At 58.9% G+C, this 24051-nt stretch carries 29 protein-coding genes; 3 read left to right on the top strand and 26 right to left on the bottom strand.

The features are described from left to right. Positions 1-4 precede the first annotated feature (4 nt). Genes rplR through rpsJ form a run of 18 tightly spaced genes read right to left on the bottom strand, consistent with a single transcriptional unit; the run spans position 5 to position 8030 of the window. The gene (gene rplR / locus WEU32_RS05150) at positions 5-361 is read right to left on the bottom strand and encodes a 50S ribosomal protein L18 (protein WP_312137757.1); all 357 of its coding nucleotides are present in this window, start codon (positions 359-361) and stop codon (positions 5-7) included. Positions 362-364: 3 nt separating this feature from the next. Further along, positions 365-898 carry a 50S ribosomal protein L6 gene (gene rplF, locus WEU32_RS05145; RefSeq protein WP_312137755.1) on the bottom strand — a complete coding sequence of 178 codons (534 nt, stop codon included), beginning with the start codon at positions 896-898 and terminating at the stop codon, positions 365-367. Between the two features lies 1 nt (position 899). Beyond that, complete coding sequence (gene rpsH / locus WEU32_RS05140) at positions 900-1298, bottom strand: 30S ribosomal protein S8 (protein ID WP_312137753.1); 399 nt, start codon at positions 1296-1298, stop codon at positions 900-902. A 15-nt stretch (positions 1299-1313) separates the two neighbouring features. Next, positions 1314-1619 (bottom strand): 30S ribosomal protein S14, encoded by a 306-nt coding sequence (gene rpsN, locus WEU32_RS05135; protein WP_269300158.1) that lies wholly within the window; start codon positions 1617-1619, stop codon positions 1314-1316. Between the two features lie 19 nt (positions 1620-1638). Beyond that, on the bottom strand, positions 1639-2196 hold the full coding sequence (rplE, locus tag WEU32_RS05130; protein WP_312137751.1) for a 50S ribosomal protein L5: 558 nt from the start codon (positions 2194-2196) through the stop codon (positions 1639-1641). Beyond that, positions 2196-2504, bottom strand: coding sequence for a 50S ribosomal protein L24 (rplX, locus tag WEU32_RS05125; protein WP_312137749.1), 309 nt, complete (start codon positions 2502-2504; stop codon positions 2196-2198). The genes rplE and rplX overlap by 1 nt, the downstream gene beginning before the upstream one ends. 2 nt (positions 2505-2506) lie before the next feature. Then, entirely contained in the window at positions 2507-2875 is a 369-nt protein-coding gene (rplN, locus tag WEU32_RS05120) for a 50S ribosomal protein L14 (RefSeq protein WP_167178083.1), read from the bottom strand. 18 nt (positions 2876-2893) lie between these two features. Continuing rightward, positions 2894-3136, bottom strand: coding sequence for a 30S ribosomal protein S17 (gene rpsQ / locus WEU32_RS05115; RefSeq protein WP_312137747.1), 243 nt, complete (start codon positions 3134-3136; stop codon positions 2894-2896). Positions 3137-3146: 10 nt separating this feature from the next. Further along, a complete protein-coding gene (gene rpmC, locus WEU32_RS05110; protein WP_312137745.1) occupies positions 3147-3341 on the bottom strand; it encodes a 50S ribosomal protein L29 in 195 nt (64 codons plus the stop codon). After that, positions 3341-3778, bottom strand: a complete 438-nt coding sequence (gene rplP / locus WEU32_RS05105) for a 50S ribosomal protein L16 (RefSeq protein WP_312137743.1) — start codon at positions 3776-3778, stop codon at positions 3341-3343. Before rplP ends, rpmC begins: the two co-directional genes overlap by 1 nt. A gap of 7 nt (positions 3779-3785) precedes the next feature. Further along, positions 3786-4535, bottom strand: a complete 750-nt coding sequence (gene rpsC / locus WEU32_RS05100; protein WP_312137741.1) for a 30S ribosomal protein S3 — start codon at positions 4533-4535, stop codon at positions 3786-3788. After that, positions 4535-4915, bottom strand: a complete 381-nt coding sequence (rplV, locus tag WEU32_RS05095) for a 50S ribosomal protein L22 (RefSeq protein WP_312137740.1) — start codon at positions 4913-4915, stop codon at positions 4535-4537. Before rplV ends, rpsC begins: the two co-directional genes overlap by 1 nt. A gap of 3 nt (positions 4916-4918) precedes the next feature. Further along, complete coding sequence (gene rpsS / locus WEU32_RS05090; protein WP_292054543.1) at positions 4919-5197, bottom strand: 30S ribosomal protein S19; 279 nt, start codon at positions 5195-5197, stop codon at positions 4919-4921. Between the two features lie 2 nt (positions 5198-5199). Beyond that, on the bottom strand, positions 5200-6036 hold the full coding sequence (rplB, locus tag WEU32_RS05085; RefSeq protein ID WP_312137735.1) for a 50S ribosomal protein L2: 837 nt from the start codon (positions 6034-6036) through the stop codon (positions 5200-5202). A gap of 4 nt (positions 6037-6040) precedes the next feature. Further along, the gene (locus tag WEU32_RS05080) at positions 6041-6346 is read right to left on the bottom strand and encodes a 50S ribosomal protein L23 (protein ID WP_312137734.1); all 306 of its coding nucleotides are present in this window, start codon (positions 6344-6346) and stop codon (positions 6041-6043) included. Further along, positions 6346-6984, bottom strand: a complete 639-nt coding sequence (gene rplD, locus WEU32_RS05075; protein ID WP_312137732.1) for a 50S ribosomal protein L4 — start codon at positions 6982-6984, stop codon at positions 6346-6348. The genes WEU32_RS05080 and rplD overlap by 1 nt, the downstream gene beginning before the upstream one ends. Continuing rightward, positions 6984-7703, bottom strand: a complete 720-nt coding sequence (gene rplC / locus WEU32_RS05070) for a 50S ribosomal protein L3 (RefSeq protein WP_406853101.1) — start codon at positions 7701-7703, stop codon at positions 6984-6986. Before rplC ends, rplD begins: the two co-directional genes overlap by 1 nt. Before the next feature lie 21 nt (positions 7704-7724). After that, positions 7725-8030: a 30S ribosomal protein S10 gene (rpsJ, locus tag WEU32_RS05065; RefSeq protein WP_003164367.1), complete on the bottom strand. Its 306-nt coding sequence runs from the start codon at positions 8028-8030 to the stop codon at positions 7725-7727. Positions 8031-8740: 710 nt separating this feature from the next. On the opposite strand from rpsJ, the gene WEU32_RS05060 reads away from it, so the two are divergent. Then, positions 8741-9472, top strand: a complete 732-nt coding sequence (locus WEU32_RS05060; RefSeq protein ID WP_312813866.1) for a hypothetical protein — start codon at positions 8741-8743, stop codon at positions 9470-9472. A 66-nt stretch (positions 9473-9538) separates the two neighbouring features. Here WEU32_RS05060 and WEU32_RS05055 read toward each other — a convergent pair whose 3' ends face one another. From WEU32_RS05055 to rpsL, 7 genes are all read right to left on the bottom strand, one after another. After that, complete coding sequence (locus WEU32_RS05055; RefSeq protein ID WP_406853100.1) at positions 9539-10426, bottom strand: GIN domain-containing protein; 888 nt, start codon at positions 10424-10426, stop codon at positions 9539-9541. A gap of 96 nt (positions 10427-10522) precedes the next feature. Continuing rightward, positions 10523-11443, bottom strand: coding sequence for a cupin-like domain-containing protein (locus tag WEU32_RS05050; RefSeq protein ID WP_406853099.1), 921 nt, complete (start codon positions 11441-11443; stop codon positions 10523-10525). Beyond that, positions 11440-12561 (bottom strand): GNAT family N-acetyltransferase, encoded by a 1122-nt coding sequence (locus WEU32_RS05045; RefSeq protein WP_312137724.1) that lies wholly within the window; start codon positions 12559-12561, stop codon positions 11440-11442. The genes WEU32_RS05050 and WEU32_RS05045 overlap by 4 nt, the downstream gene beginning before the upstream one ends. A 166-nt stretch (positions 12562-12727) precedes the next feature. Then, the gene (gene tuf, locus WEU32_RS05040) at positions 12728-13918 is read right to left on the bottom strand and encodes an elongation factor Tu (protein WP_312813874.1); all 1191 of its coding nucleotides are present in this window, start codon (positions 13916-13918) and stop codon (positions 12728-12730) included. 116 nt (positions 13919-14034) lie between these two features. Continuing rightward, a complete protein-coding gene (gene fusA / locus WEU32_RS05035) occupies positions 14035-16113 on the bottom strand; it encodes an elongation factor G (protein WP_406853098.1) in 2079 nt (692 codons plus the stop codon). Between the two features lie 153 nt (positions 16114-16266). After that, positions 16267-16740 carry a 30S ribosomal protein S7 gene (gene rpsG / locus WEU32_RS05030; protein WP_312137720.1) on the bottom strand — a complete coding sequence of 158 codons (474 nt, stop codon included), beginning with the start codon at positions 16738-16740 and terminating at the stop codon, positions 16267-16269. Positions 16741-16785: 45 nt separating this feature from the next. Next, positions 16786-17160 (bottom strand): 30S ribosomal protein S12, encoded by a 375-nt coding sequence (rpsL, locus tag WEU32_RS05025; RefSeq protein ID WP_003165508.1) that lies wholly within the window; start codon positions 17158-17160, stop codon positions 16786-16788. A 561-nt stretch (positions 17161-17721) separates the two neighbouring features. Between rpsL and WEU32_RS05020 the strand changes: the two genes are divergently transcribed. Continuing rightward, on the top strand, positions 17722-18870 hold the full coding sequence (locus tag WEU32_RS05020) for a hypothetical protein (protein WP_406853097.1): 1149 nt from the start codon (positions 17722-17724) through the stop codon (positions 18868-18870). A 64-nt stretch (positions 18871-18934) separates the two neighbouring features. After that, positions 18935-19705, top strand: coding sequence for a hypothetical protein (locus WEU32_RS05015; RefSeq protein WP_406853096.1), 771 nt, complete (start codon positions 18935-18937; stop codon positions 19703-19705). A gap of 75 nt (positions 19706-19780) precedes the next feature. Here WEU32_RS05015 and rpoC read toward each other — a convergent pair whose 3' ends face one another. Continuing rightward, the gene (gene rpoC, locus WEU32_RS05010; RefSeq protein ID WP_406853095.1) at positions 19781-23971 is read right to left on the bottom strand and encodes a DNA-directed RNA polymerase subunit beta'; all 4191 of its coding nucleotides are present in this window, start codon (positions 23969-23971) and stop codon (positions 19781-19783) included. Positions 23972-24051: the final 80 nt, after the last annotated feature.

The following is a 24051-nucleotide window of genomic DNA, read 5'->3' as shown; positions in this document are numbered from 1 at the left end:
TCCCTTAGAAGTTCAGACCGGCTTCGCGCGCGGCTTCCGCCAGCGCCTTGACCCGGCCGTGATAGATGTAGCCACCGCGGTCGAAAACGACGTCTTTGACGCCCTTTTCGATGGCACGTTCGGCGATCAGCTTGCCAATCTTGGCAGCAGCAGCGACGTCCGAGCCCTTGGAACCCTTGCCACCTTCCAGCGACGAGGCCGAAGCGACAGTGATGCCCTTCGAGTCGTCGATGATTTGTGCCGAGATGTTCTTGTCCGAACGGAAGACCGACAGACGCAGACGACCGTTGGCGACTGCACGCAGACGACGACGGTTGCGTTCTGCGCGACGCTTGGCTTGTTGTTGAAGAGAAAGAGCCATGACTTACTTCTTCTTGCCTTCCTTGCGTCGGACAAACTCGCCCTGATAGCGAACACCCTTGCCTTTATACGGCTCAGGCGGACGCATTTTGCGGATGACGGCGGCGATTTCACCAACAGCTTGCTTGTCGTTGCCCGAAATCTTGATTTCGGTCTGCTTCGGCACAGCGAAGGTGATGCCTTCCGGCGGCGTGACGTCTACGTCGTGCGAGAAGCCGAGCTGCAGCGAAAGAGCGTTGCCTTTCATGGCGGCGCGGTAACCCACGCCAACCAGTTCCAGGTTCTTCTCGAAGCCTTCGGTTACACCGGTCACCATGTTGGCAACCAGGGTACGCGACAGACCCCACATAGCTTTCGCACGCTGGGTTTCCGAGGTCGGGGTCAGGGTCAGCTCGTCGCCTTCCTGTTTGACCTCGATCTCTTCAGCCACGGTCCACGAGCGTTCGCCCTTAGGACCCTTTACGGTGACGTCCTGGCCGTTGAGCGTGACAGTCACGCCCTTCGGCACGGTGATGGTTTTCTTACCAATACGAGACATATTAGTAGACCCTGCACAGAACTTCGCCGCCGACATTAGCGTCGCGGGCAGCAGCGTCAGACATAACGCCCTTCGAAGTCGAAAGGATCGAGATGCCGAGGCCATTCTTCACCGGCTTCAGATCGCCGATAGCCGAATAGACGCGACGGCCCGGCTTCGACACGCGAGCGATCTCGGCGATCACAGGCTGGTTGTCGAAGTATTTGAGCTCGATCTCGAACTGCGGGAACTCACCCGGGTTTTGCACCAGGTTGTAGCCGCGGATGTAGCCTTCCGACTGCAGCACGTCGAGGACGCGCTGGCGCAGACGGGAAGCCGGCGTAAGTACCTTCGAACGCTTGCGGGTAGCCGCGTTCTTGATACGAGCGATCATGTCGCTCAGGGGATCGTTGATCATCATATCTGTTCGCTCCCCTTACCAGCTCGACTTGGTCAGGCCCGGGATTTGACCCAGGTTGCCCAGTTCGCGCAGGGCGACACGGCTCATCTTGAGCTTGCGGTAGTAAGCCCGCGGGCGACCCGTGACTTCGCAACGGTTGCGAATACGGGTCGGCGCGGAGTTACGCGGCAGGGCTGCCAGCTTGAGGCGAGCGTCAAAGCGCTCCTCCAGCGGCAGGCTCTCATCGTTAGCGGTAGCCTTAAGAGCTTCACGCTTCGCGGCATACTTCGCAACCAGGGCCTTGACGGCTTCGTTGCGGTTTACGGCGCTTTTCTTAGCCATTGTTCTCTTCCCTTCCCGATCAGTTCACGAACGGGAACTTGAACTCGGCGAGGAGAGCCTTGGCTTCCTCGTCGGTCTTGGCCGTGGTGCAAACGACGATGTCCATGCCCCACATCTGGTCGATCTGGTCGTAGTTGATCTCCGGGAACACGATGTGCTCCTTCAGACCGGTGGCGTAGTTGCCACGACCGTCGAACGAAGTGCCCTTAAGGCCACGGAAGTCCTTCACGCGCGGCAGCGCGATCGTGACGAACCGGTCCAGGAACTCGTACATTTGGTCGCCGCGCAGCGTCACCTTGCCGCCAATGATCATACCTTCACGCAGCTTGAAGCCAGCGATCGAGTTACGAGCCTTGGTAGCAACAGCTTTCTGACCAGCGATAGCCGTCAGATCCTTGAGGGCGGCAGTCGCCTTCTTGGAGTCTGCAACCGCTTCACCGATACCCATGTTCAGGACGATCTTGTCCAGCTTAGGGATCTGCATGTCGTTCGTGTAACCGAACTTTTCCTTCATGACCGAACGGATACGCGAAACGTACTCGGTCTTCAGGCGCGGGGTGTATTTCTCGGTAGCCATCAGATGACGTCTCCGGTCGACTTGGCGAAGCGGACCTTTTGGTCACCTTCAACCTTGAAGCCAACGCGGGTCGCCTTGCCGTTAGCGTCGACAATGGCGACGTTCGACAGGTGAAGCGAGGCTTCTTTGTGTTTGATGCCGCCTTGCGGATCAGCTTGGGTCGGGCGCGTGTGGCGCTGAACCATGTTGATACCTTGAACGACGACGCGGTTTTCAGTCGGAAGGACCTTCAGCACCTGACCGGTGCGGCCTTTGTCCTTGCCGGTAAGGACGACAACATTGTCGCCCTTCTTGATCTTGGCGGCCATGGTTACAGAACCTCCGGAGCCAGCGAGATGATCTTCATGTGGTTCTTGGCGCGAAGTTCGCGCGGAACCGGACCGAAGATACGAGTGCCAACCGGCTCGTTGGACTTGTTAACGATGACGGCAGCCGATTTATCAAAACGGATAACCGAACCGTCCTTGCGTTGGATGTCCTTAGCGGTGCGAACGACGATGGCGCGAACGACATCACCCTTCTTAACGCGACCGCGCGGGATTGCTTCCTTCACAGAGGCGACAATGGTGTCGCCGATCGAGGCGTAACGGCGTTTAGAACCGCCGAGCACCTTGATGCACATGACCCGGCGGGCGCCCGAGTTATCGGCCACTTCCAGGTTAGTTTGCATCTGGATCATAAGATCAGATCCTTCTGATTACGAGGCAGAAGCCGGGGAAAGAACTTCCCAGCGCTTCAGTTTGGACTTGGGGGCGCACTCGACGATACGAGCGATGTCACCGACCTTGAGGGCGTTGGCTTCGTCGTGCGCGTGATACTTCTTCGAGAACCGGACGGTCTTCTTCAGAAGCGGGTGGAGCAGCGTGCGCTCCACCTTGACCACGACAGTCTTGGCGCCCTTGTCGGACACGACCACGCCTTCGAGAATTCGCTTGGGCATATTCGTTTCCTTACGAAGCGCGCTTCTCACGCAGAAGCGTGGAGATGCGAGCGATATCTTTGCGCACTTCACCCACACGGTGGGTTTTTTCCATTTGGCCGGTAGCCGCTTGGAAGCGCAGGTTGAACTGTTCCTTTTTGAGCTTCAGAAGCTCGTCGGACAGTTGGTCGACGGTTTGCGACCGGAGATCAGCGATCTTGGTCATTATGCGGCTTGCTCCGTAACGATGCCGGCGTCCAGGCGGGTAACCACCTTGGTACGGATCGGCAGCTTGGCGGCGCCGAGGCGCAGGGCCTCACGGGCGATGTCGTCCGATACGCCGTCGATTTCGAACATAATGCGGCCCGGAGCAACGCGAGCTGCCCAGTGGTCGATCGCACCCTTACCTTTACCCATACGCACTTCGGCAGGCTTACCGGTAACCGGCAGGTCTGGGAAGATACGGATCCACACGCGGCCTTGACGCTTCATGTGGCGGGTAACGGCACGACGGCACGCTTCAATCTGACGAGCAGTGATGCGTTCCGGTTCCATGGCCTTCAGGCCGTAGGAGCCGAAGTTCAGCGAGAAGCCGCCCTTCGACGAACCGTGGATACGGCCTTTAAAGGCCTTACGGTATTTGGTCTTTTTAGGTTGCAGCATGGTCTAATCAGCCTTCACCACGACCACGACGCGGGCCGCGATCACCGCGGGGGCCACGTTCACGGCCTTCGTTGGACGACGGACCCGCAGCTTCCTGAGCCCAGCGCTTGTCTTGAGCCATCGGGTCGTGCTCGAGCACTTCACCCTTAAAGACCCAAACCTTCACGCCGATGATGCCGTAGGTCGTCTTGGCTTCATAGAAGCCGTAGTCGATGTCAGCACGCAGGGTGTGGAGCGGCACGCGACCTTCGCGGTACCATTCCATACGGGCGATTTCAGCACCGCCGAGACGGCCCGAGACGTTGATACGCACGCCCTTTGCGCCGAGACGCATGGCCGATTGCATCGAACGCTTCATCGCACGGCGGAAAGCCACACGACGCTCGAGTTGCTGAGCGATGTTTTCAGCGATCAGCTGGGCGTCGGTTTCCGGCTTGCGGACCTCGACGATGTTCAGGTGAACTTCGCCTTCGGTACGTGCCGCAATGTCCTTGCGCAGCTTGTCAATGTCAGCGCCCTTCTTGCCGATCACGACACCCGGACGGGCGGCGTAGATCGTCACGCGGCACTTCTTGTGGGGACGCTCGATGATGACACGAGCGACGCCAGCAGCCGACAGACGTTCCTTCAGCCACGCGCGCAGCTTCAGGTCTTGGTGCAGCAACTTAGCGTAGTCAGCACCGCCGGCGAACCAGCGGCTGTCCCACGTACGGTTCACGCCGAGGCGCAGACCGATCGGATTGATTTTCTGTCCCATCAGGCGGCCTCACCTGCTTCACGGACCACGATGGTGATCTCGCTAAACGGTTTCATGATGCGCGACGAGCGACCACGAGCGCGGCTCGCAAAACGCTTCATCACCAGGTTCTTACCAACAAAGGCTTCGGCAACCACGAGGTTGTCGATGTCCAGGTTGTGGTTGTTCTCGGCGTTCGAGATAGCCGAATACAGAGCCTTGCGAACGTCGATGGCGATGCGCTTGCGGCTGAACTCCAGCTCGTTCAGAGCTTTCTGTACCGGCAGACCGCGGATCGAGGCGGCCACCAGGTTCAGCTTCTGCGGGCTGATGCGAACATTAACCAGCTTGGCGCGGGCTTCGTTCGCAGCAACACGACGGGTGTTCTTGGTCTGGGCCATGGATTATTTCCTCTTGGCCTTCTTGTCCGCAGCGTGACCCGGGAAGTTACGGGTCGGCGCGAACTCGCCGAACTTCATGCCAACCATCTCTTCAGAGACGGAGACAGGAACGTGCTTCTGGCCGTTGTAAACGCCAAAGGTCAGACCCACGAACTGCGGCAGGATGGTGGAGCGACGCGACCAGGTCTTGATCACATCTTTACGGCCCGACGATTGAGCGGCGTCGGCCTTCTTGAGCAGATACCCGTCGACAAACGGGCCTTTCCAGGAGGAGCGGGCCATTCTTAGCGAGCCTTCTTCACGTGACGGCTACGGATAATATACTTGTCCGTGGCCTTGTTCTTGCGAGTACGGGTACCCTTGGTGTCCTTACCCCACGGCGTAACCGGAGTACGGCCGCCCGAGGTACGACCTTCACCACCACCGTGCGGGTGGTCGATCGGGTTCATGGAGACGCCGCGGACGTGCGGGCGGAAGCCCATGTGACGCTTGCGACCAGCCTTACCGAGGTTCTGGTTCATGTGATCCGGGTTCGACACGGCACCAACGGTAGCCATGCACGCATCCAGAACCATGCGCAGTTCACCCGAACCCAGACGGATTTGAGCGTAACCTTGGTCGCGGCCAACCAGCTGGGCGTAAGCACCAGCCGAACGAGCCAGCTGAGCACCCTTGCCCGGCTTCATCTCCACGTTGTGGATGATGGTGCCGACCGGCATCGAGCGCAGCGGCATTGCGTTGCCCGGCTTCACGTCGACCTTCTCGCCAGCGACGATCGTGTCACCAGCCTTCAGGCGTTGCGGAGCGATGATGTAGGTCTTCTCGCCGTCGGCATAGGTTACCAGAGCGATGAAGGCGGTGCGGTTCGGGTCATATTCCAGACGCTCGACAGTACCGATAGCGTCGAACTTGCGACGCTTGAAGTCGATCTTGCGATACAGGGTCTTAGCGCCACCGCCACGGAAGCGGACAGCGATACGACCACCCTGACCACGACCGCCCGACTTGGTCAGGCCTTCGGTCAGCGACTTCTCCGGGCGGCCTTTGTGCAGCTCGGAACGGTCAACGAGTACCAGGGCGCGGCGGCCCGGCGACGTCGGATTGAAATGCTTCAGAGCCATCTGATTAGAGCCCCGTCGTCACGTCGATCGACTGACCTTCGGCCAGCGTCACGATTGCTTTTTTGATGTCCACGCGACGGCCGTTGATGCCTTTGAAGCGCTTGGTCTTGCCCTTTTGAACCAGGGTGTTGACCTTGAGGACGTTGACTTTGAACAGGGATTCAACCGCAGCAGCGATTTCGTCCTTGGTCGAGGTGCCGGCAACGCGGAACACGACCTTGTTCTGTTCCGACAGGATCGTGGCCTTTTCAGTGATGATCGGGCTCAGGATGGTGTCGTAGTGCTTGGCGGTAGGTTGAGCGGCGGCCATTATGCGGCTTCCTTCTCAGCAAAGCGCGCCTCGATTGCCTCAACGGCAGCCTTGGTCAGCACCAGTTTGTCAGCACGCAGGATGTCATAGACGTTCAGACCGGCATTCGGCAGCACGTCGATGTGCGGGATGTTGCGAGCCGCCAGACCGAAGTTGGTGTCAACTTCCGGACCAGCGATGATCAGAGCCTTGGTCCAGCCAAGCTTGCCAAAGGTCTCGCGCAGCGAGGCGGTCTTGGCTTCCTTGATCGAAACGCTATCGACGACGATCAGATCGCCAGCTTTAGCTTTCGAGGACAGGGCGTGACGCAGAGCCAGGGCGCGGACTTTTTTCGGCAGCGAGAAGCCGTGGTCGCGGACGACCGGACCGAAAGCGCGCGAACCACCAACGAACTGCGGTGCACGGCGCGAACCGTGACGAGCGCCGCCGGTGCCCTTTTGCTTGTACATCTTCTTACCCGTACGAGAATTCTCGTTGCGGGTTTGAACCTTGTGCGTGCCAGCGCGACGCTTGGCCAGCTGCCAGTTGACATAACGGGCCAGCAGGTCGCCGCGGATGTCGGTGATGCCGAAAACGGCTTCCGACAGCTCAACGTCGCCAGCAGCCTTGCCGTCGAGTTTAATGACAGAGAGTTTCATTACGCTTCACCGCCTTCGCTGGCTTCAACCGCCGGAGCAGCAGCAGCCGACTTAACAGCACCCGGGAACGGGGCTTCAGCCGGACGAGCCTTCTTCACAGCGTCGGTAAGCTTCAGGTAGGTGCCATCGTGGCCCGGGACTGCGCCCTTGACCAGGATCAGACCACGCTCAGCGTCAACACGGACGATGGTGAGGTTCTGCTGGGTGACAGTTTCCTGACCCAGATGACCCGCCATTTTCTTGCCCTTGAAGACACGACCTGGATCTTGACGTTGACCCGTCGAGCCGTGCGAACGGTGCGAAATCGACACACCGTGCGAGGCACGCAGACCACCGAAGTTCCAGCGCTTCATCGCACCGGCAAAACCTTTACCGATGGTGAGGCCCTGCACGTCGATCTTCTGACCAGCTACGAAGTGGTCAGCCGACAGTTCGGCACCCACGTCCAGCAGACCATCCTCGCCCACGCGGAACTCGGTGATGTATGCTTTGGGTTCAACTTGAGCCTTCGCGAAAGCTTCGCGTTGCGGCTTGGCCGTATTTTTGGCCTTCTTAACGCCAGCGCCCAGCTGGAGAGCGACGTAGCCGTCACGCTCCATGGTACGTTGGCCGACGACTTGGCAGCCGTCGAGCTGGAGTACAGTAACCGGCACGTGTGCACCATCATCGGCGAACACGCGGGTCATACCCAGCTTTTTGGCGATCACGCCCGTGCGCATCGGATCCCGCCTCTTCTTTCTTTAGATCTTGATCTCGACATCCACGCCAGCCGACAGATCGAGCTTCATCAGCGCGTCTACGGTCTGGGGAGTGGGGTCGACGATATCGAGCACGCGTTTGTGCGTGCGGATTTCAAACTGCTCGCGCGACTTCTTGTCGACGTGCGGCGAGCGGTTCACGGTAAATTTCTCGATCAGGGTCGGCAGCGGGATCGGACCACGTACAGTCGCGCCCGTGCGCTTGGCGGTGTTAACGATTTCGCGCGTCGAGAAGTCGAGGACGCGATGATCGAAGGCCTTGAGCCTGATGCGGATGCTTTGATCCATATCGGTTAGTATTCCCATGCGGCCGGAGCCGCGTCCCTGTGAACCATTTCAAAGACCGAAGCCTCGGGGTTACCCCCAGGGAACGCAAATCCGCAAAAACGATCGGCCCACGCGGTACCCCGCCTGAGCCGTAAATTCCCAAGAAGCTCTAAAAAGAACAGTAACTTAGGTCGTTCCTGCGAACCGCGTCTGCACCCGAAAGTGCACAGCCGGTCCAACAAGAGTGGTGCTTATGCCTGTTGATTCACGTCGCGTCAAGCGCTGAATCCCTTGATACCATTGGCTTTGAGCGGCATGCACCTGCAATAGATTAGCCGGACAGAAGTGGTCCAAAAAATGGCAAATATCTCGCCGGATCACCGCTTAAAAATATGGCCCCAATCGCCCTGAGCCGACATGAGGCTCTCTTCTTAAGTATGGGCGACAGCAAGAGCCCCCTTGAGTCTCCCCACAGCCGCCTTGCTCATTCATATCTGTTTAACCGCTAAGGCATTCGCGTCGGAAAAGTGTCCAACCGCACAAGCTTGCCACATTGAGACGCCGATTAAACATGGCTTTGCCACATTGAGTGACTTTCGCGCAACAAGGCACCTCCTTGAAGCTATTGATGACAAGTTCGTTACAGCGGAACGACATCTGAGCGACTATCTCACCGGTTCCACGCCGCCCTCCCCCGAGAGGCGTGCAAGTCTCAAAAGGACAATAAAAAAATGAAAACCGTTTTCTTCGCTTCGGCCGCTGTCGCCGCTCTGATCGCCGCTCCGGCTATGGCTCAAGACACCGCTGGTTCGTTTGGCCTGTCCTACCAGTACACCGACGCCGACATCGGCATCGCATCGGGTGTTGAAACCAACACCGTCGTTCTGGACGGCGTTGTCGCTACCCCGGTCTTCGGTGACTGGACCGTGACCTTCGCCGGTAACGGCACCTACCACGACAGCGACATCGTTGCTTTCGACGAAGAAACCACCCTGGGTGGTTCGGTTGCCCTGACCAAGGCTATCGGCACCTACCGCGTTGGTGGCTTCTATGCTGCTGAAGAGTTCGCTGGTTCGACCATGAACACCTTCGGCGGTGTTGCTCAGAAGTACTTCGACCGTGCAACCCTGACCGGCGTTGCTTCGTACGGCACCGTGCACGACGCCGACATCTGGGCTGTTGAAGCTGACGCAGCCTACTATGCGACCCCGGCTCTGCGTCTGAACGCTGGCCTGTCGTACAAGAACGCTGAACTGATGGGCTTCGACGCCGACGTTCTGGCTGCTAAGGTTGGTGCTGAATACCAGTTCGCAAGCTCGCCGTACTCGGCATTCGCTTCGTACACCTACACCGACTCGGACGATTACGCTCTTGAAGCTAACGGCATCAAGGTCGGCGTCCGCTACAACTTCGGTGGCAACCTGCAAGCCCGCGACCGCGCTGGTGCTGGTCTGGGTCTGTAAGACCTATTTCATCCCCTACGGATGAAATGAAGAAGCCCCGGTGGACATCCACCGGGGCTTTTTTCTTCAGGACTGTCGCGCAATTCGGACTTCACCCGATCCGGCTATCCGTTTGGACACATTGCCGGTCACTCGCTGGATACGGACATCGCCCGATCCCATAATTCCGACCGATGCGTCCTGCACAGTCGTTGCAATATCGACATCCCCCGATCCGACAATCTGGGCGGACAGATCGCTCACACGACCACCAGAAACACTGACGTCGCCCGAGCCGGCAATCGCGACAGACACGGGACCATTCACTTCCTGAACCGTCACATCGCCCGATCCACCAATCGCCACTTCCAGGGTTTCGACGCGACCGGCGCGCACATCGCCACTGCCGCCAATCGCGACTTTCAGCCTTTGCGCCGAACCGCTCCATACTTGACCGGATCCACCGATGCTGATGTCGCTTGCACCGCTGACATTGGCCACAACCCAGTCGCCACAGCCACCGCTACCCAGCTCGACCGACTGAGCGCCACGTCCAATCGAACCAAACACGGCACCCGTAGTGCTGATCTTCACGGTCCTCGGACCACGCACGACAATCATCGGAGCGTCGGACAAGGCAACGCGTCTACCTTCAATTGTTACACTTGCACCTTCTCCAGGCGAGGACTGTGGTGCACGGCTGCGGCCCGAATGGCATTCATTGATGCGGATCGTATTGCGGCGACCACCAATATTGCCCCGGATCGTAATGTCATCGCCCGAGCGGCTCATCTGCAATGCGGGCGTTGCGCCGGTTTCGTTAGAAACCTCGATAGCAATGTCACGACGATCTTCGACAACATAGATCACACGCGCGACCGCGTTTTCGATCTTGACCGATTGCGCCGAAGCACTGCCTGCAACCAACAGAGCCGCAGTGGCGACGCCCATACATACCGTTGTACGAATATTCATGCCCAAGCCTTCCTCGCCGGATTGATCCAATCTGATGAGGGGAAGGTGGGCCAGCGCGACCCAAAAGTCCGCTTACAAGCCCGTAATGACAGCCTTTTAATCTAGAGCGGTCTGGCGCATTCCATTTTCAGCCGAGGCATCTACAACAAATTGGCGCGGGATATTGGCGATGTTATTGCCGAGTATCTTCATTCGGCGCAGCGGCAGCGATATCATCCAGCGCAGGGCCAGACTGGCCTTGGAGAGCCTGTGCAGGACCGTTGGTCTTATACCGCGCTCCCGCAAAAAGGCATGCGTATACAGCGTGCCCGTGCGCATGCGGCTTTCCCATGTCTGGTAATCCATCGACAGACTGACACACAGGCCGTCGACGTTTTCCACGCGGTGTGGGGCATATAGCGGCCAGACCAGAGCTTCACCGGGATGCAGCTCAAAAACCTCTGCATCTGCTTCGAAGCCCAGATTATAGGGCAGTTCCTCGGTCGTCCGGCGCGCGACGATATTCTCCATGGCCTGTTCGGGCAGATGCGCTTCGTCCGACGGATAAACAAACATGCGTTTGATCCCGCGCATGTGGAACAGCACGACACCTGACGCATCAAAATGATACGGCACGCGCGTACTGGGCGAAGAGATAATCAACTGGCCAGCGCGTTTCACCGCATGCATGTCTTCATAGGCCGAAGCGATATCGTCAAACGCATCCGTTGCAGCATTCCAGAATTCGGGCCAGACATCTTCGACACTGCGAAGGTTGATCCACATACGACCTTTGCGAACCGCTTCAAGAAGCTCGGCACCGCTGGTCTGACCACGTTCACCGGCCATCAGCGTGACCTGCCCTTCGGCGTCATAGCTATACTGGTTCACATCGATCAGGGCTTCTGGATATCTGTCCAGCAAATCCGCAAGCGCATCATCGCCACTATAGCTCGATACATCCAGACCATGCGAATGGATGGCGCTGTTGCGAACGGCACCCAGTTGACGGCATTCTTCCATGATCCGCATGTTCATTTACTGGATTCCTTGCGCGCTAAACGGCCGACCAGACTGCGTCCAGCAAGGATAGTGCCAAGGATACGTCCGCCCAGTTGCGGCTCCGATGCCTCGATCGCCGCCCAACGACGCCTCGTGCTTAAGGCCAAATCCGGTCGTTGCGTCGTGATGCGCACCAGATCCGTCCAGTCCCTTCCCCCGATGACCGCCTCGACAACCTGCTCGCTGCGATTACAAAAATATTTTTTGTACGCCTCGCCAGAAAACCCATAGTCGAACTCGTCATACCCCCCGGTACAAACCTGACGCATGGTTTCCATACTCAGCCAAATCCCGGGCGAGTATTTAGCCCCCGTTTCCAGATAGGCCGGAAACCAGAAATGCCATACCCCATCGGCATGAAGGCTCAGCTCCATAGCCAGCAAGGTGTCACCGGCCCATAGGGACGCCAATGTCGCCTTAAAACTGTTGTCCCCATCCAGCAAACGATGCAGCAGGCGACGCGTCCACTGCGGTCCAAAAATATCGTGGCGTCCTGTGCGTCGATACTGCTGGCTCTTCAGACTGATAAGTTGATCCAGTAATGCGTGGTTTGCCCCTTCAATATGGACACGCATGGGACCAAAAGCCGATTCCATACCGCGTCGACTACGGGCCTTGTCTTTGAAATATTTGTTGTGCTGGCTTCGCTGTTTTTCAAACCATGCATCATAACCATCCGGCCCAATGTTTGCCTGGCAGGTCGATAGCCGCAGATATCTATCATCTGCATTCCCGTTGTCCGGGCCGATCCAGCTGTTCACACTAAGACGCTTTACCGGCAGCAAGCGCGCGACGTCTTCGAGCGTTATCCTCGTCTGCGGATCACCAATCACGGCATGGTAATCATTCATCGGTGCGCCAACGGGATATGCCGTTCGGCCCCGTCGTTGATAAGGGAAAAAGCCGATCAGGCGGCCCGCCTCATACAGCTTGGCAACTGCGACACCTGAACCTTCACACGCCACCGCATCGCTAAAACCGATGTTGAAGAACGGACTTCGTAACTGCGGCCGCGCACGCTGCCACTCTTGCCAAAGGCCGCGCTCTTCCGGCGTCAAATCCCTCATCGGGATGATGAACGCATCCAGTCCCATAATATTGCAGGTTCCCCAACCCGTGTAATCCAGAGACTCCGTAAAGCCTATTTGCATCTAAAAGCCAAATCCAATGGCTTGAAATAGCCAAACAAAACGGCCCTCCGGATTGCTCCGGAGGGCCGTCTGTTAGGCTTAACCCGTTGGGGTCAGATCAAAGCGTTGCTTAGGCAACGATCTTCGAAACGACGCCAGCGCCGACGGTGCGGCCGCCTTCACGGATAGCGAAGCGCAGCTTCTCTTCCATGGCGATCGGGGTGATCAGCTCGACGTCCAGCTCGGCGTTGTCGCCCGGCATGATCATTTCCACGCCTTCCTTGAGGTGAACGATGCCGGTCACGTCGGTGGTGCGGAAGTAGAACTGCGGACGGTAGTTGGTGAAGAACGGGGTGTGACGGCCGCCCTCTTCCTTGGTGAGGATGTAGGCCTCAGCAACGAACTTGGTGTGCGGGGTGATCGAACCCGGCTTGCACAGCACTTGGCCGCGCTCGACGTCTTCACGCTTGGTGCCGCGCAGCAGAACGCCGACGTTGTCACCAGCTTGACCTTGATCCAGCAGCTTGCGGAACATTTCGACGCCCGTGCAGGTCGTCTTTTGAACCGGACGGATGCCGACGATTTCGACTTCTTCACCGACCTTGACGATGCCGCGCTCGACGCGACCGGTCACAACCGTACCACGACCCGAGATCGAGAATACGTCTTCAACCGGCATCAGGAAGGCTTGGTCGATCGGACGTTCCGGCTGCGGGATGTAGTCGTCAACAGCCTGCATCAGTTCCAGAACGCGGTCTGCACCGATGTGGGCGTCGCGGTCTTCAACGGCGGCCAGAGCCGAACCCTTGATCACCGGAATGTCGTCGCCCGGGAAGTTGTACGACGACAGAAGTTCACGAACTTCCATTTCGACGAGCTCGAGCAGCTCTTCGTCGTCGACCATGTCAACCTTGTTCAGGAACACGACCAGAGCCGGAACGCCAACCTGACGCGACAGCAGGATGTGCTCGCGGGTTTGCGGCATCGGGCCGTCAGCGGCCGAGCAAACCAGGATCGCGCCGTCCATCTGGGCAGCACCGGTGATCATGTTCTTCACGTAGTCGGCGTGACCCGGGCAGTCCACGTGGGCGTAGTGACGGTTAGCCGTCTCGTACTCAACGTGCGAGGTGTTGATCGTGATGCCGCGGGCTTTTTCTTCCGGCGCAGCGTCGATGTCCGCATAGGCCTTAGCCGTTGCACCACCGGCCTTCGCCAGCGTGATGGTGATCGCAGCCGTCAGCGTGGTCTTGCCATGGTCAACGTGACCGATGGTGCCGATGTTGCAGTGCGGCTTAGTGCGTTCGAACTTTTCCTTGGCCATTTTCTAGCTCCTGGAGTCCCCGAACCGGGGTCCAAATAAGGTTTGGGGATGGATAGGGGGCGATTTGTTACCAAATCGCCCCGATTTCAAGTGTCAGTCGTCAAAAAGACGGCTGATTAGGCGTACTTCTTGATCACTTCGTCGGCGACGTGTTGCGGCACCGGCTCGTAGTGGTCGTATTGCATGGTGAACTGTGCACGACCTTGCGACATACCGCGCAGGGTGTTCACGTAACCGAACATGTTGGCCAGCGGCACGAAGGCGTTCACGACAACGGCGTTACCGCGCATGTCTTGGCCTTGGATCATGCCACGACGACCGTTCAGGTCACCGATAACCGAACCCAGATACTCTTCCGGGGTCACAACCTCGACGGCCATGATCGGCTCGAGCAGCTTCGGAGCACCCTTCTCGCGCAGTTCCTTGAAGGCAGCGCGCGAAGCGATTTCGAAGGCCAGGACCGAAGAGTCAACGTCGTGGAACGCGCCGTCGATCAGGGTTGCCTTGACGTCGATAACCGGGAAGCCGGCCAGCAGACCGTTTTCCTTGGCCGACTTCAGGCCCTTTTCAACGCCCGGGATGTATTCCTTCGGAACAGCACCGCCGACGATGGCCGACTCGAACACGAAGTCCGAACCCGGTTCACCCGGCTCGAACACCAGCTTGACGCGGGCGAACTGACCGGTACCGCCGGTTTGCTTCTTGTGGGTGTAGTCGATCTCGACCTTCTTACCGATCGATTCACGGTAAGCAACCTGCGGAGCACCGATGGTGGCTTCGACCTTATAGGTACGCTTCAGGATGTCGATCTTGATGTCGAGGTGCAGCTCGCCCATGCCCTTCAGGATCGTTTGGCCCGACTCGTGGTCGGTCGAAACGGTGAAGGACGGGTCTTCCGAAGCCAGCTTGGCCAGAGCCACACCGAGCTTCTCTTGGTCAGCCTTGGTCTTCGGCTCGACTGCGATTTCGATAACCGGAGCCGGGAATTCCATCTTCTCGAGGATAACCGGCGACTTCAGCGGATCACACAGGGTGTCGCCGGTGCGGGTTTCCTTGAGGCCAGCCAGAGCCACAATGTCACCAGCATAGGCAATCTTGATGTCTTCGCGGTTGTTCGAGTGCATTTGCAGCATACGACCAACACGTTCACGCTTGTCGCGCGACGAGTTCAGCAGCGATTGGCCGGTTTCCATCGTGCCCGAATACAGACGGCAGAAGGTGATCGAGCCGACGAACGGGTCGTCCATGATCTTGAACGCCAGAACCGACAGCGGCTCTTCGTCCGAAGCCTTACGGACAACCGGTTCTTCGGTCTTGAAGTCGATGCCTGGGGTCGGCGGAATGTCAACCGGCGACGGCAGGTAGTCGACAACGGCGTCGAGCAACGGCTGAACACCCTTGTTCTTGAACGCCGAGCCAGCGAGGATCGGGTAGAAGGCACCGGTCAGAACAGCCTTACGGATGCAACGCTTCAGCACAGCAACCGACGGCTCTTCGCCACCCAGATAGGCTTCCATGGCTTCGTCGTCGATCTCGACGGCGTTATCGACCAGATACTGACGGGCTTCAGCCACAGCATCAGCCATATCAGCCGGAATTTCGACTTCTTCAGCCGGAGCACCAACCTGATCGGTCGACCAGACGAGAGCCTTCATTTCGACCAGGTCGACAACGCCCTTCAGGTTCGTTTCCGAACCGATCGGCAGTTGGATCGGCACAGCCTTGGCACCCAGACGGTCGCGGATCGATTCAACCGACTTCTCGAAGTCAGCACCGATCTTGTCCATCTTGTTGACGAACACGATACGCGGAACGTTGTACTTGTCAGCTTGACGCCAAACGGTTTCGGTCTGCGGCTCGACACCGGCGTTACCGTCCAGAACCGTTACAGCACCGTCGAGGACGCGCAGCGAACGCTCCACTTCGATGGTGAAGTCAACGTGACCCGGGGTGTCAATGATGTTCAGGCGCTTTTCTTTCCAGAAAGCGGTCGTCGCGGCCGACGTGATGGTGATGCCGCGCTCTTGTTCCTGGTCCATCCAGTCCATGGTCGAGGCACCATCGTGCGTCTCGCCCATTTTGTGGTTCTTACCGGTGTAGAACAGGATACGTTCGGTCGTAGTGGTCTTGCCCGCGTCAATGTGGGCCATGATACCGAAGTTACGGTAGTCTTCGATTTTGTGTGTACGGGCCATTGGTCTTGCCTTCCGGGTGGCTCGCGGACGCCGCGAGCGCCCCCGTTGTGTCAGAAATGACGGCGCGGGCAATTCCAGAAAATGGATGCCCGCACCAAATCGCCTAAAGTGCAACCGTCCCCGTACCGAAGTACGAGGACAGTTTTAAGACGTTTACCAGCGGTAGTGGCTGAATGCGCGGTTGGCTTCGGCCATCTTGTGGGTGTCTTCACGCTTCTTGACCGAGGTACCGCGGTTGTTCGAAGCGTCCAGCAGTTCGGCAGCCAGCTTTTCGGTCATGGTGTTTTCACCACGCTTGCGAGCGGCGTTCACCAGCCAACGGATGGCCAGGGCACGACGACGGTCAGGACGGACTTCAACCGGAACCTGGTAGGTTGCACCACCAACGCGGCGCGAACGCACTTCGACGGTCGGAGCGACGTTTTCCAGAGCTTGGTGGAAGGTTTCCACTGCAGTCTGGTCTTTTTTCTTCTCGGCCAGGATGTCGAAAGCACCGTAGACGATGTTTTCAGCAACAGCCTTCTTACCTTCGTACATGACGTAGTTCATGAACTTGGTAACGATCAGATCACCAAACTTGGGATCCGGCAGAACTTCACGCTTCTGGGCGCGGTGACGACGGGACATGAGAGTATCCTCTTAAATCTTGTAGTGCGCAGGAACGCGAGTGGCTTATTTCGGACGCTTCGCACCGTAGTGCGAACGACGCTGCTTACGATCCTTGACGCCTTGGGTATCCAGCACACCGCGCAGGATGTGGTAACGGACACCCGGAAGGTCCTTCACGCGGCCGCCGCGGATGAGCACAACCGAGTGCTCTTGCAGGTTGTGGCCTTCACCCGGGATGTAGCACACAGCTTCAACACCGTTCTTGGCCAGACGGACCTTGGCCACCTTACGCAGAGCCGAGTTCGGCTTCTTCGGGGTGGTGGTGTATACGCGGGTGCAAACACCGCGACGCTGGGGCGAACCCTCCAGGGCCGGAACCTTGTTGCGAACCGGCTTCGGCTTGCGGGGCTTGCGGATCAGTTGGTTGATCGTGGGCATTCTGTTTCGTCTCTTACGATATGGAAGCGTGTGCCTTTCGGCCGGAGCGCCTCACTGCCTTCTTTTGGACGGTAAAACCGCCCGGGGTTGGACTTCGATTCTGAAAGGTGACTTCCAAACGGAAAAACCGGAACGCGCGCTTCGGGCGTTCCGGCGGGCACAGCCCGTCCGATCAATTATCACTTTCCAGCGGACGGCGAACCGCCCACGTCTCGAAAGTGGTTGGCTTCTACGCGCCACACAACGATCCGTCAAGATCGAGGCTTCAATCCTTTACGGAAGCTTAAAACCCCTAATGCTTAAGGTTTCCATGTCTATTTATCCCGAACTTGTCATTTCACCATTGTCGCCAAACCTGTGTTCATGGGACGGTCGATTCTAAAGGGTGATAAGCAACTGATTGCCCTGATTGATTTGCATACGGCTTGCGTATCCCCGTCCACCTAATGGCAGCGGTTCATGGGTTACAGCTTATCGGCCATACCAAGGCCTATTCCCTCGTCACGGGGACGGCAACGCAGCGCACTTTTGCTGGCCTCGGTGGCCTTGCACGCGGCGATATTGATTCCGGTTGCCCTGAACACCGTCTTCATCCCGACCTTTGACGAAGACAATAGTTTTGAGGTCTGGCTGGATATGCGGCCACCGGAACTCCGGCCCGAGCCCCTGACGCCACCCCAGCCAAAGACATTGGAGCAGCCACAGGAGCGGACTGAACAGCCGGTGCAGGAGATTGCACCGGAAACACCGACCGAGCCACCGCTGGAACGCCCTGTTGAACCGCCCGTCGAGCAAAGGCTGAACCCGCTGCAACAGGCACAGGTGGAGCGCACAGAACGCGCCCTGCCCCAGGTCCAACAGCAAAGGGCGCTGGATACCCAGTCCATGGATGATGCCGCCCCCGGTGCCATCAGCGATCTGGACACGACCGACCTGCCCACTGTGACCGCTCGCATTACCCGCCCCCATATCGAGGCCATCGACGGGCCTGTGAGCGAGTCTGTCAGCGAGATTCAAAACCGCAGTCTGCCCTCTGTCGTCGCCGGTCAAAGCAACGCCGTCAACCAGAGCAACCAGAACGAGGCTGCCGACCAGAGCCGTGATCAGGCAGGCGCACCGGATGCGCCTATTCCACGCCGCGCACGGATAGATGAAGAGGCCGAGGCCGCCCTTGCTGCTGCGGCGGCAGGCGGAGCGCTGGATGATGCATGGACCTATCGCCCCGAAAGTGGTGACGCGTCCGGTGGAGGAGCACCTGCGGGCGGATCGTCCGGTGCAGGTGGTGTTGCCGGCAATACCGCCACCCAGACGGGCCGCATCTATTACGGACGCACAACCCCGCTGGACTGTACCCAGCCACAAATGCTCAGCGATGTTCAGCGTTTAAGCTGTGACAGTGCCGATGCCCGCCGAATCCGAGAATCTATGGAACGGGGTCGCCGCGTCATGGGCACCGGCGATGCGGCGCGCGATGCGCGCAATGCTGCCGAGGGCAATCAACAGCTCAATGATTATGAGCGCCGCCGTGCGCCCTTACGATCCGGCGTCGGTGTGAGCCAAGGCTCGATTCAAGGAGGATCAGGCCAAGGTGAAGCTTTGGACGAGCTATCCGGCACCAACCGAGAGATACGCAAACTTCAGGACCAGATCGGTGCCAGTAACGGCCCGCGCGCTCCAAATACCGCTTCCGCAACGCCACCCCGTAACTAGCTCATAGATTTGCCACAATGGATGCCAAGTCTCGCAAATAACGCTGGCATTTACGGGGCAATATATGAGGGGACGGACCACGCGTAGACAGCATTGGCTGGGAGGTGCCGCATCGGTGGCCCTCCACCTTGCGGCCATTGCCGCGCTTGCCTTCGGGGCCAAGTCGGTCCTGCCCCCCGCCAGACCGCAAGCCCCTACGCTCTATATCGAAATAGAACCTCGACCCCTTATTGACGGAGAAAAACCGCGTGTCGTTGCCCCGCAACCGGACGAGACCATTCAGCCTGCTGATCGTCATCAGAAGTCTATGACCAATGCGGATTCGCGCCCCGACCGCCCCCAGCCAAGGCTTGCTCAGGGTGTCAGTTCGGATCAATCTGCTGAAGATACATCCGCGTGGCAGGTCGCCCCACAAAGCGTCGATGAAGAAACCTCCCGCCGTGTCGGACAAAGTCTGCGGACATCGGTTCTGGGCTGTCAGTATCCCGACCGCCTGACCCAGCAAGAACGTGATGTCTGCGACGATCGCGAAGGTGAGCGCACGACCCGCGCCCTTGAACGGCTTTCGCGCATAACCGGCAGCGGCAATGCTCGCCGCGATGCCCGCTTTGAAGCCGAGGGTCGCCAGCGTCTGCAAGCCTATGAAAGCCGTCGCCGCACGCCTCCCGACAGCGAACGCGGCAATGGCGGCGTCGTAGAAGGCGTCGGCAGTAATTTCGGCATGGGCGTGGCCGGTCGCCACCTTGATCCCACCCATCAGGTCGATAGCGTCGCCCCCATCCAGACCAAGCGCGACGGGCCGGTTGAATACCGCATCCGGCGTACACCGCATTAGCCACAACAGCCAAAAACAAAGGGCGGTGCCAGATGGCACCGCCCTTCATTTTTCAGCTCAAGCCTGAAAACCGGATTAGTTCTTGTCCAGTTCCAGAGCCAGATCGGCCGGCAGCGGCTCGACAGCGTCTTCGCGAGCTTGGGTAAGCTGCGCGTCGCGCTCGTTGGCAACCTTTTGCAGGCTGCGCAGGTAAGCGCCCGTACCAGCCGGGATAAGACGGCCGACGATGACGTTTTCCTTGAGGCCTTCCAGCGTGTCCTTCTTGCCGTGGACCGAAGCCTCGGTAAGCACGCGGGTGGTCTCCTGGAACGAAGCTGCCGAGATGAAGCTGCGGGTTTGCAGCGACGCCTTGGTGATGCCCAGCAGGACCGGTTGCGTGATCGCCAGACGGCCACCGCGCTTCTCGACCTTGGCATTTTCCAGCTCGGCTTCTGCCACTTCGACCGTGTCGCCACGGATCAGGGTGGTTTCGCCCGAGTCGATCACTTCGACCTTTTGCAGCATCTGGCGAACGATCACCTCGATGTGCTTGTCGTTAATCGGCACGCCTTGCAGACGGTAGACTTCCTGAACCTCGTTGACGAGGTATTCGGCCAGAGCTTCGACGCCCTGAATACGCAGCAGATCGTGCGGATCGGGATTGCCGTCGATGATGTAGTCGCCCTTCTGGATCAGATCGCCGTCATGGACGGAGATGTGCTTGCCCTTCGGGATCAGGAATTCCACGGCTTCGCCTTGGTTGCCATCGGCATCCGGCTCCGGCGTGATCTTGATGCGACGCTTGTTCTTGTAGTCGCGACCGAATTCTACGCGGCCATCCATTTCGGCGATGACGGCGCAATCCTTCGGACGGCGGGCTTCGAACAGTTCGGCAACACGCGGCAGACCGCCAGTGATGTCGCGGGTCTTTGCACCTTCGGTCGGGATACGGGCGATAACTTCACCCGGCTTGACCTCGTCACCGCTCGACACCGACAGAATGGCACCAACCGGCAGCAGGTAACGGGCATCCGTACCCGAAGACAGACGAGCATAGCTTTCGCCCGCGATGATGCCCAGGGCCGGACGCAGGTCCGCACCACGCGGGCTGGCACGCCAGTCCGAAACAACGCGCTGTGCGATACCGGTTGCCTCGTCGGTCTCTTCCTTGACGGACAGACCTTCGACCAGATCTTCGAAGCGGATGGTACCGCCCACTTCGGTGATGATCGGGTTGGTATAGGGGTCCCACTCGGCCACGCGAGCGCCCTTGGCCACTTCTGCACCGTCCTTGACTCGCAGACGTGCACCATAAGGCACCTTGTGGGTTTCGCGTTCCTTGCCATCGACCATCAGCGAGATGACCACGTTGCGGCTCATCGCGACCAGATCACCGTGCGGTGCAACAACGGTCGGGCCCGAAATCTTGGCCACACCGGCATTGGTCGCTTCGTAGAACGAAGTGTCCGAAACCTGTGCGGTGCCGCCAATGTGGAAGGTACGCATGGTCAGCTGGGTACCCGGCTCACCGATCGACTGTGCCGCGATAACGCCAACAGCTTCACCGATGTTCACATTGGTACCGCGAGCCAGATCGCGACCATAGCAGTGGGCGCAGATACCGGCTTCAGCTTCACAAGTCAGGGCCGAACGGACCTTGACCGAGGCCACACCCATTTCGTCGATCGTCTCGACTTCCTCTTCCTGCAGGTAGGTATCTGCCGGGAACAGGACGTTGTCGGTACCGGGTTCCATGATGTTCTCGGCCGCATAGCGACCCAGGACACGTTGGCCCAGCGAAACCAGAACGTCACCGCCTTCGGTCACGGCGCGCAGGGTGATGCCACGGGTCGAACCACAGTTCTCTTCGGTGACGATCGAGTCTTGCGCAACGTCCACCAGACGGCGGGTCAGGTAACCCGAGTTGGCGGTCTTCAGTGCGGTATCGGCCAGACCCTTACGGGCACCGTGGGTGGAGTTGAAGTACTCCAGAACGGTCAGGCCTTCTTTAAAGTTCGAGGTAATCGGGGTCTCGATGATCTCGCCGGAAGGCTTGGCCATCAGGCCGCGCATACCGCCAAGCTGCTTCATCTGGGCTTGCGAACCACGCGCACCCGAGTTGGCCATCATGTAGACCGAGTTGATGTCCGGGTTCTGGCCCTTGATCAGCACACGCGGACGGGCGATTTCGGCCATCATGGCGTCCGAGATCTTGTCCGAGGCCTTCGACCAGGCGTCGATGACCTTGTTGTACTTCTCGCCCTTGGTGATGAGGCCGTCAGCATATTGCTGTTCGTACTCTTCAACCTGGGTGCGGGTCTCGTTAACCAGAGTGTATTTGGCGTCCGGAATGACGATGTCGTCCTTACCGACCGAGATACCGGCCTTGGCGGCTTCACGGAAGCCGAGGCCCATCATCTGGTCCGCAAAGATCACCGTCGCCTTCTGGCCGCAGTGACGATAGACCTGATCGATCAGGTTACCGATTTCCTTCTTGGTCAGGTTCTTGTCGACCAGACGGTAACCGATGTTCGGGTTGTGCGGCAGGATTGCGCCCAGCTTCATACGGCCCGGCGTCGTGTCGATGACCTTGGTCACCAGCTCGCCATCCGCATTCATTTCGGTCCAGCGCGCCTTGATCTTGGTGTGCAGGGTCACGACCTTGGCGTCCAGCGCCGCGTCGATTTCACCGATATTGGCGAACAGCTTGCCCTCACCCGGCTCGCCGTCCTTGACGAGCGACAGGTAGTACAGGCCCAGCACGATATCCTGCGACGGCACGATGATCGGCTTACCGTTGGCCGGCGACAGGATGTTGTTCGTCGACATCATCAGGACGCGCGCTTCCAGCTGGGCCTCGAGGCTCAGCGGAACGTGCACGGCCATCTGGTCACCGTCGAAGTCGGCGTTGAATGCCGTACAGACCAGCGGGTGCAGGCGGATCGCCTTACCTTCGATCAGCTTCGGCTCAAACGCCTGAATGCCCAGGCGGTGAAGCGTCGGTGCGCGGTTCAGCATGACCGGGTGTTCGCGGATAACCTCGTCGAGGATATCCCAAACGGCCGGTTGTTCACGCTCGACCATACGCTTGGACTGCTTGACGGTGCCCGACAGGCCCTTGGCGTCCAGACGCGCATAGATGAACGGCTTGAACAGCTCCAGAGCCATCTTCTTCGGCAGGCCGCACTCGTGCAGCTTCAGTTCCGGACCCACGGTGATAACCGAACGGCCCGAATAGTCGACGCGCTTGCCGAGCAGGTTCTGACGGAAGCGGCCCTGCTTGCCCTTCAGCATGTCGGCCAGCGACTTCAGAGGACGCTTGTTAGCACCGGTGATGACGCGGCCGCGACGGCCATTGTCAAACAGGGCGTCAACCGACTCTTGCAGCATCCGCTTTTCGTTACGGATGATGATGTCAGGCGCACGCAGCTCCATCAGGCGCTTCAGGCGGTTGTTACGGTTGATGACGCGACGATACAGATCGTTCAGGTCGGAGGTCGCGAAACGACCGCCATCCAGCGGCACCAGCGGACGAAGTTCCGGCGGGATGACCGGCACGATGGTCAGGATCATCCACTCGGGCTTGTTGCCCGACTCGAGGAAGGCTTCCATCAGCTTCAGACGCTTCGAAGCCTTCTTGGCCTTCATTTCCGACGGGTTGTCGGCCAGTTCGGCGCGATGCTTCTCGGCTTCGGCGTTCAGATCGATCGCCATCAGCAGGTTGCGGACAGCCTCGGCACCGATTTCAGCGGTAAAGCCGTCGTCGCCGAACTCTTCCTGATAGTGATAGAACTCGTCTTCCGTCAGCAGTTGGTTCTGCTTCAGCGGGGTCAGGCCCGGCTCGGTAACGATGTAGTTTTCGAAGTACAGAACGCGCTCAACGTCCTTCAGCGCCATGTCCAGCATCAGCGAGATACGCGACGGCAGCGACTTCAGGAACCAGATGTGGGCCACCGGAGCGGCCAGGTCGATGTGACCCATACGCTCGCGGCGAACGCGAGCGAGGGTGACTTCAACACCGCACTTCTCGCAGATGATGCCCTTGTACTTCATGCGCTTGTATTTGCCGCACAGGCATTCGTAGTCCTTGGTCGGGCCAAAGATACGGGCGCAGAACAGGCCGTCACGTTCCGGCTTGAACGTACGGTAGTTGATGGTTTCCGGCTTTTTGATTTCGCCGAACGACCACGAACGGATCTTCTCGGGCGAGGCCAGAGCGATTTTGATTTGGTCGAAGGTCGGGGTGACCGGGACCGGGTTGAAGATGTTCAGGACGTCCTGGTTCATCTTTTATCCTTCTGCGGCAGAGGCCGCGAAAATCATTCAGAGCAGAGGCGGCTGGTCAGAGGCCCCTCCCCGCCGCTGCG

The sequence above is a fragment of the Brevundimonas sp. BH3 genome (assembly GCF_045345115.1).
In the GTDB taxonomy this organism is placed as follows: Bacteria; Pseudomonadota; Alphaproteobacteria; order Caulobacterales; family Caulobacteraceae; genus Brevundimonas.
The sequence above is the reverse complement of the archived record's forward strand: the minus strand, read 5'-3'. Positions and strand labels throughout refer to the sequence as shown.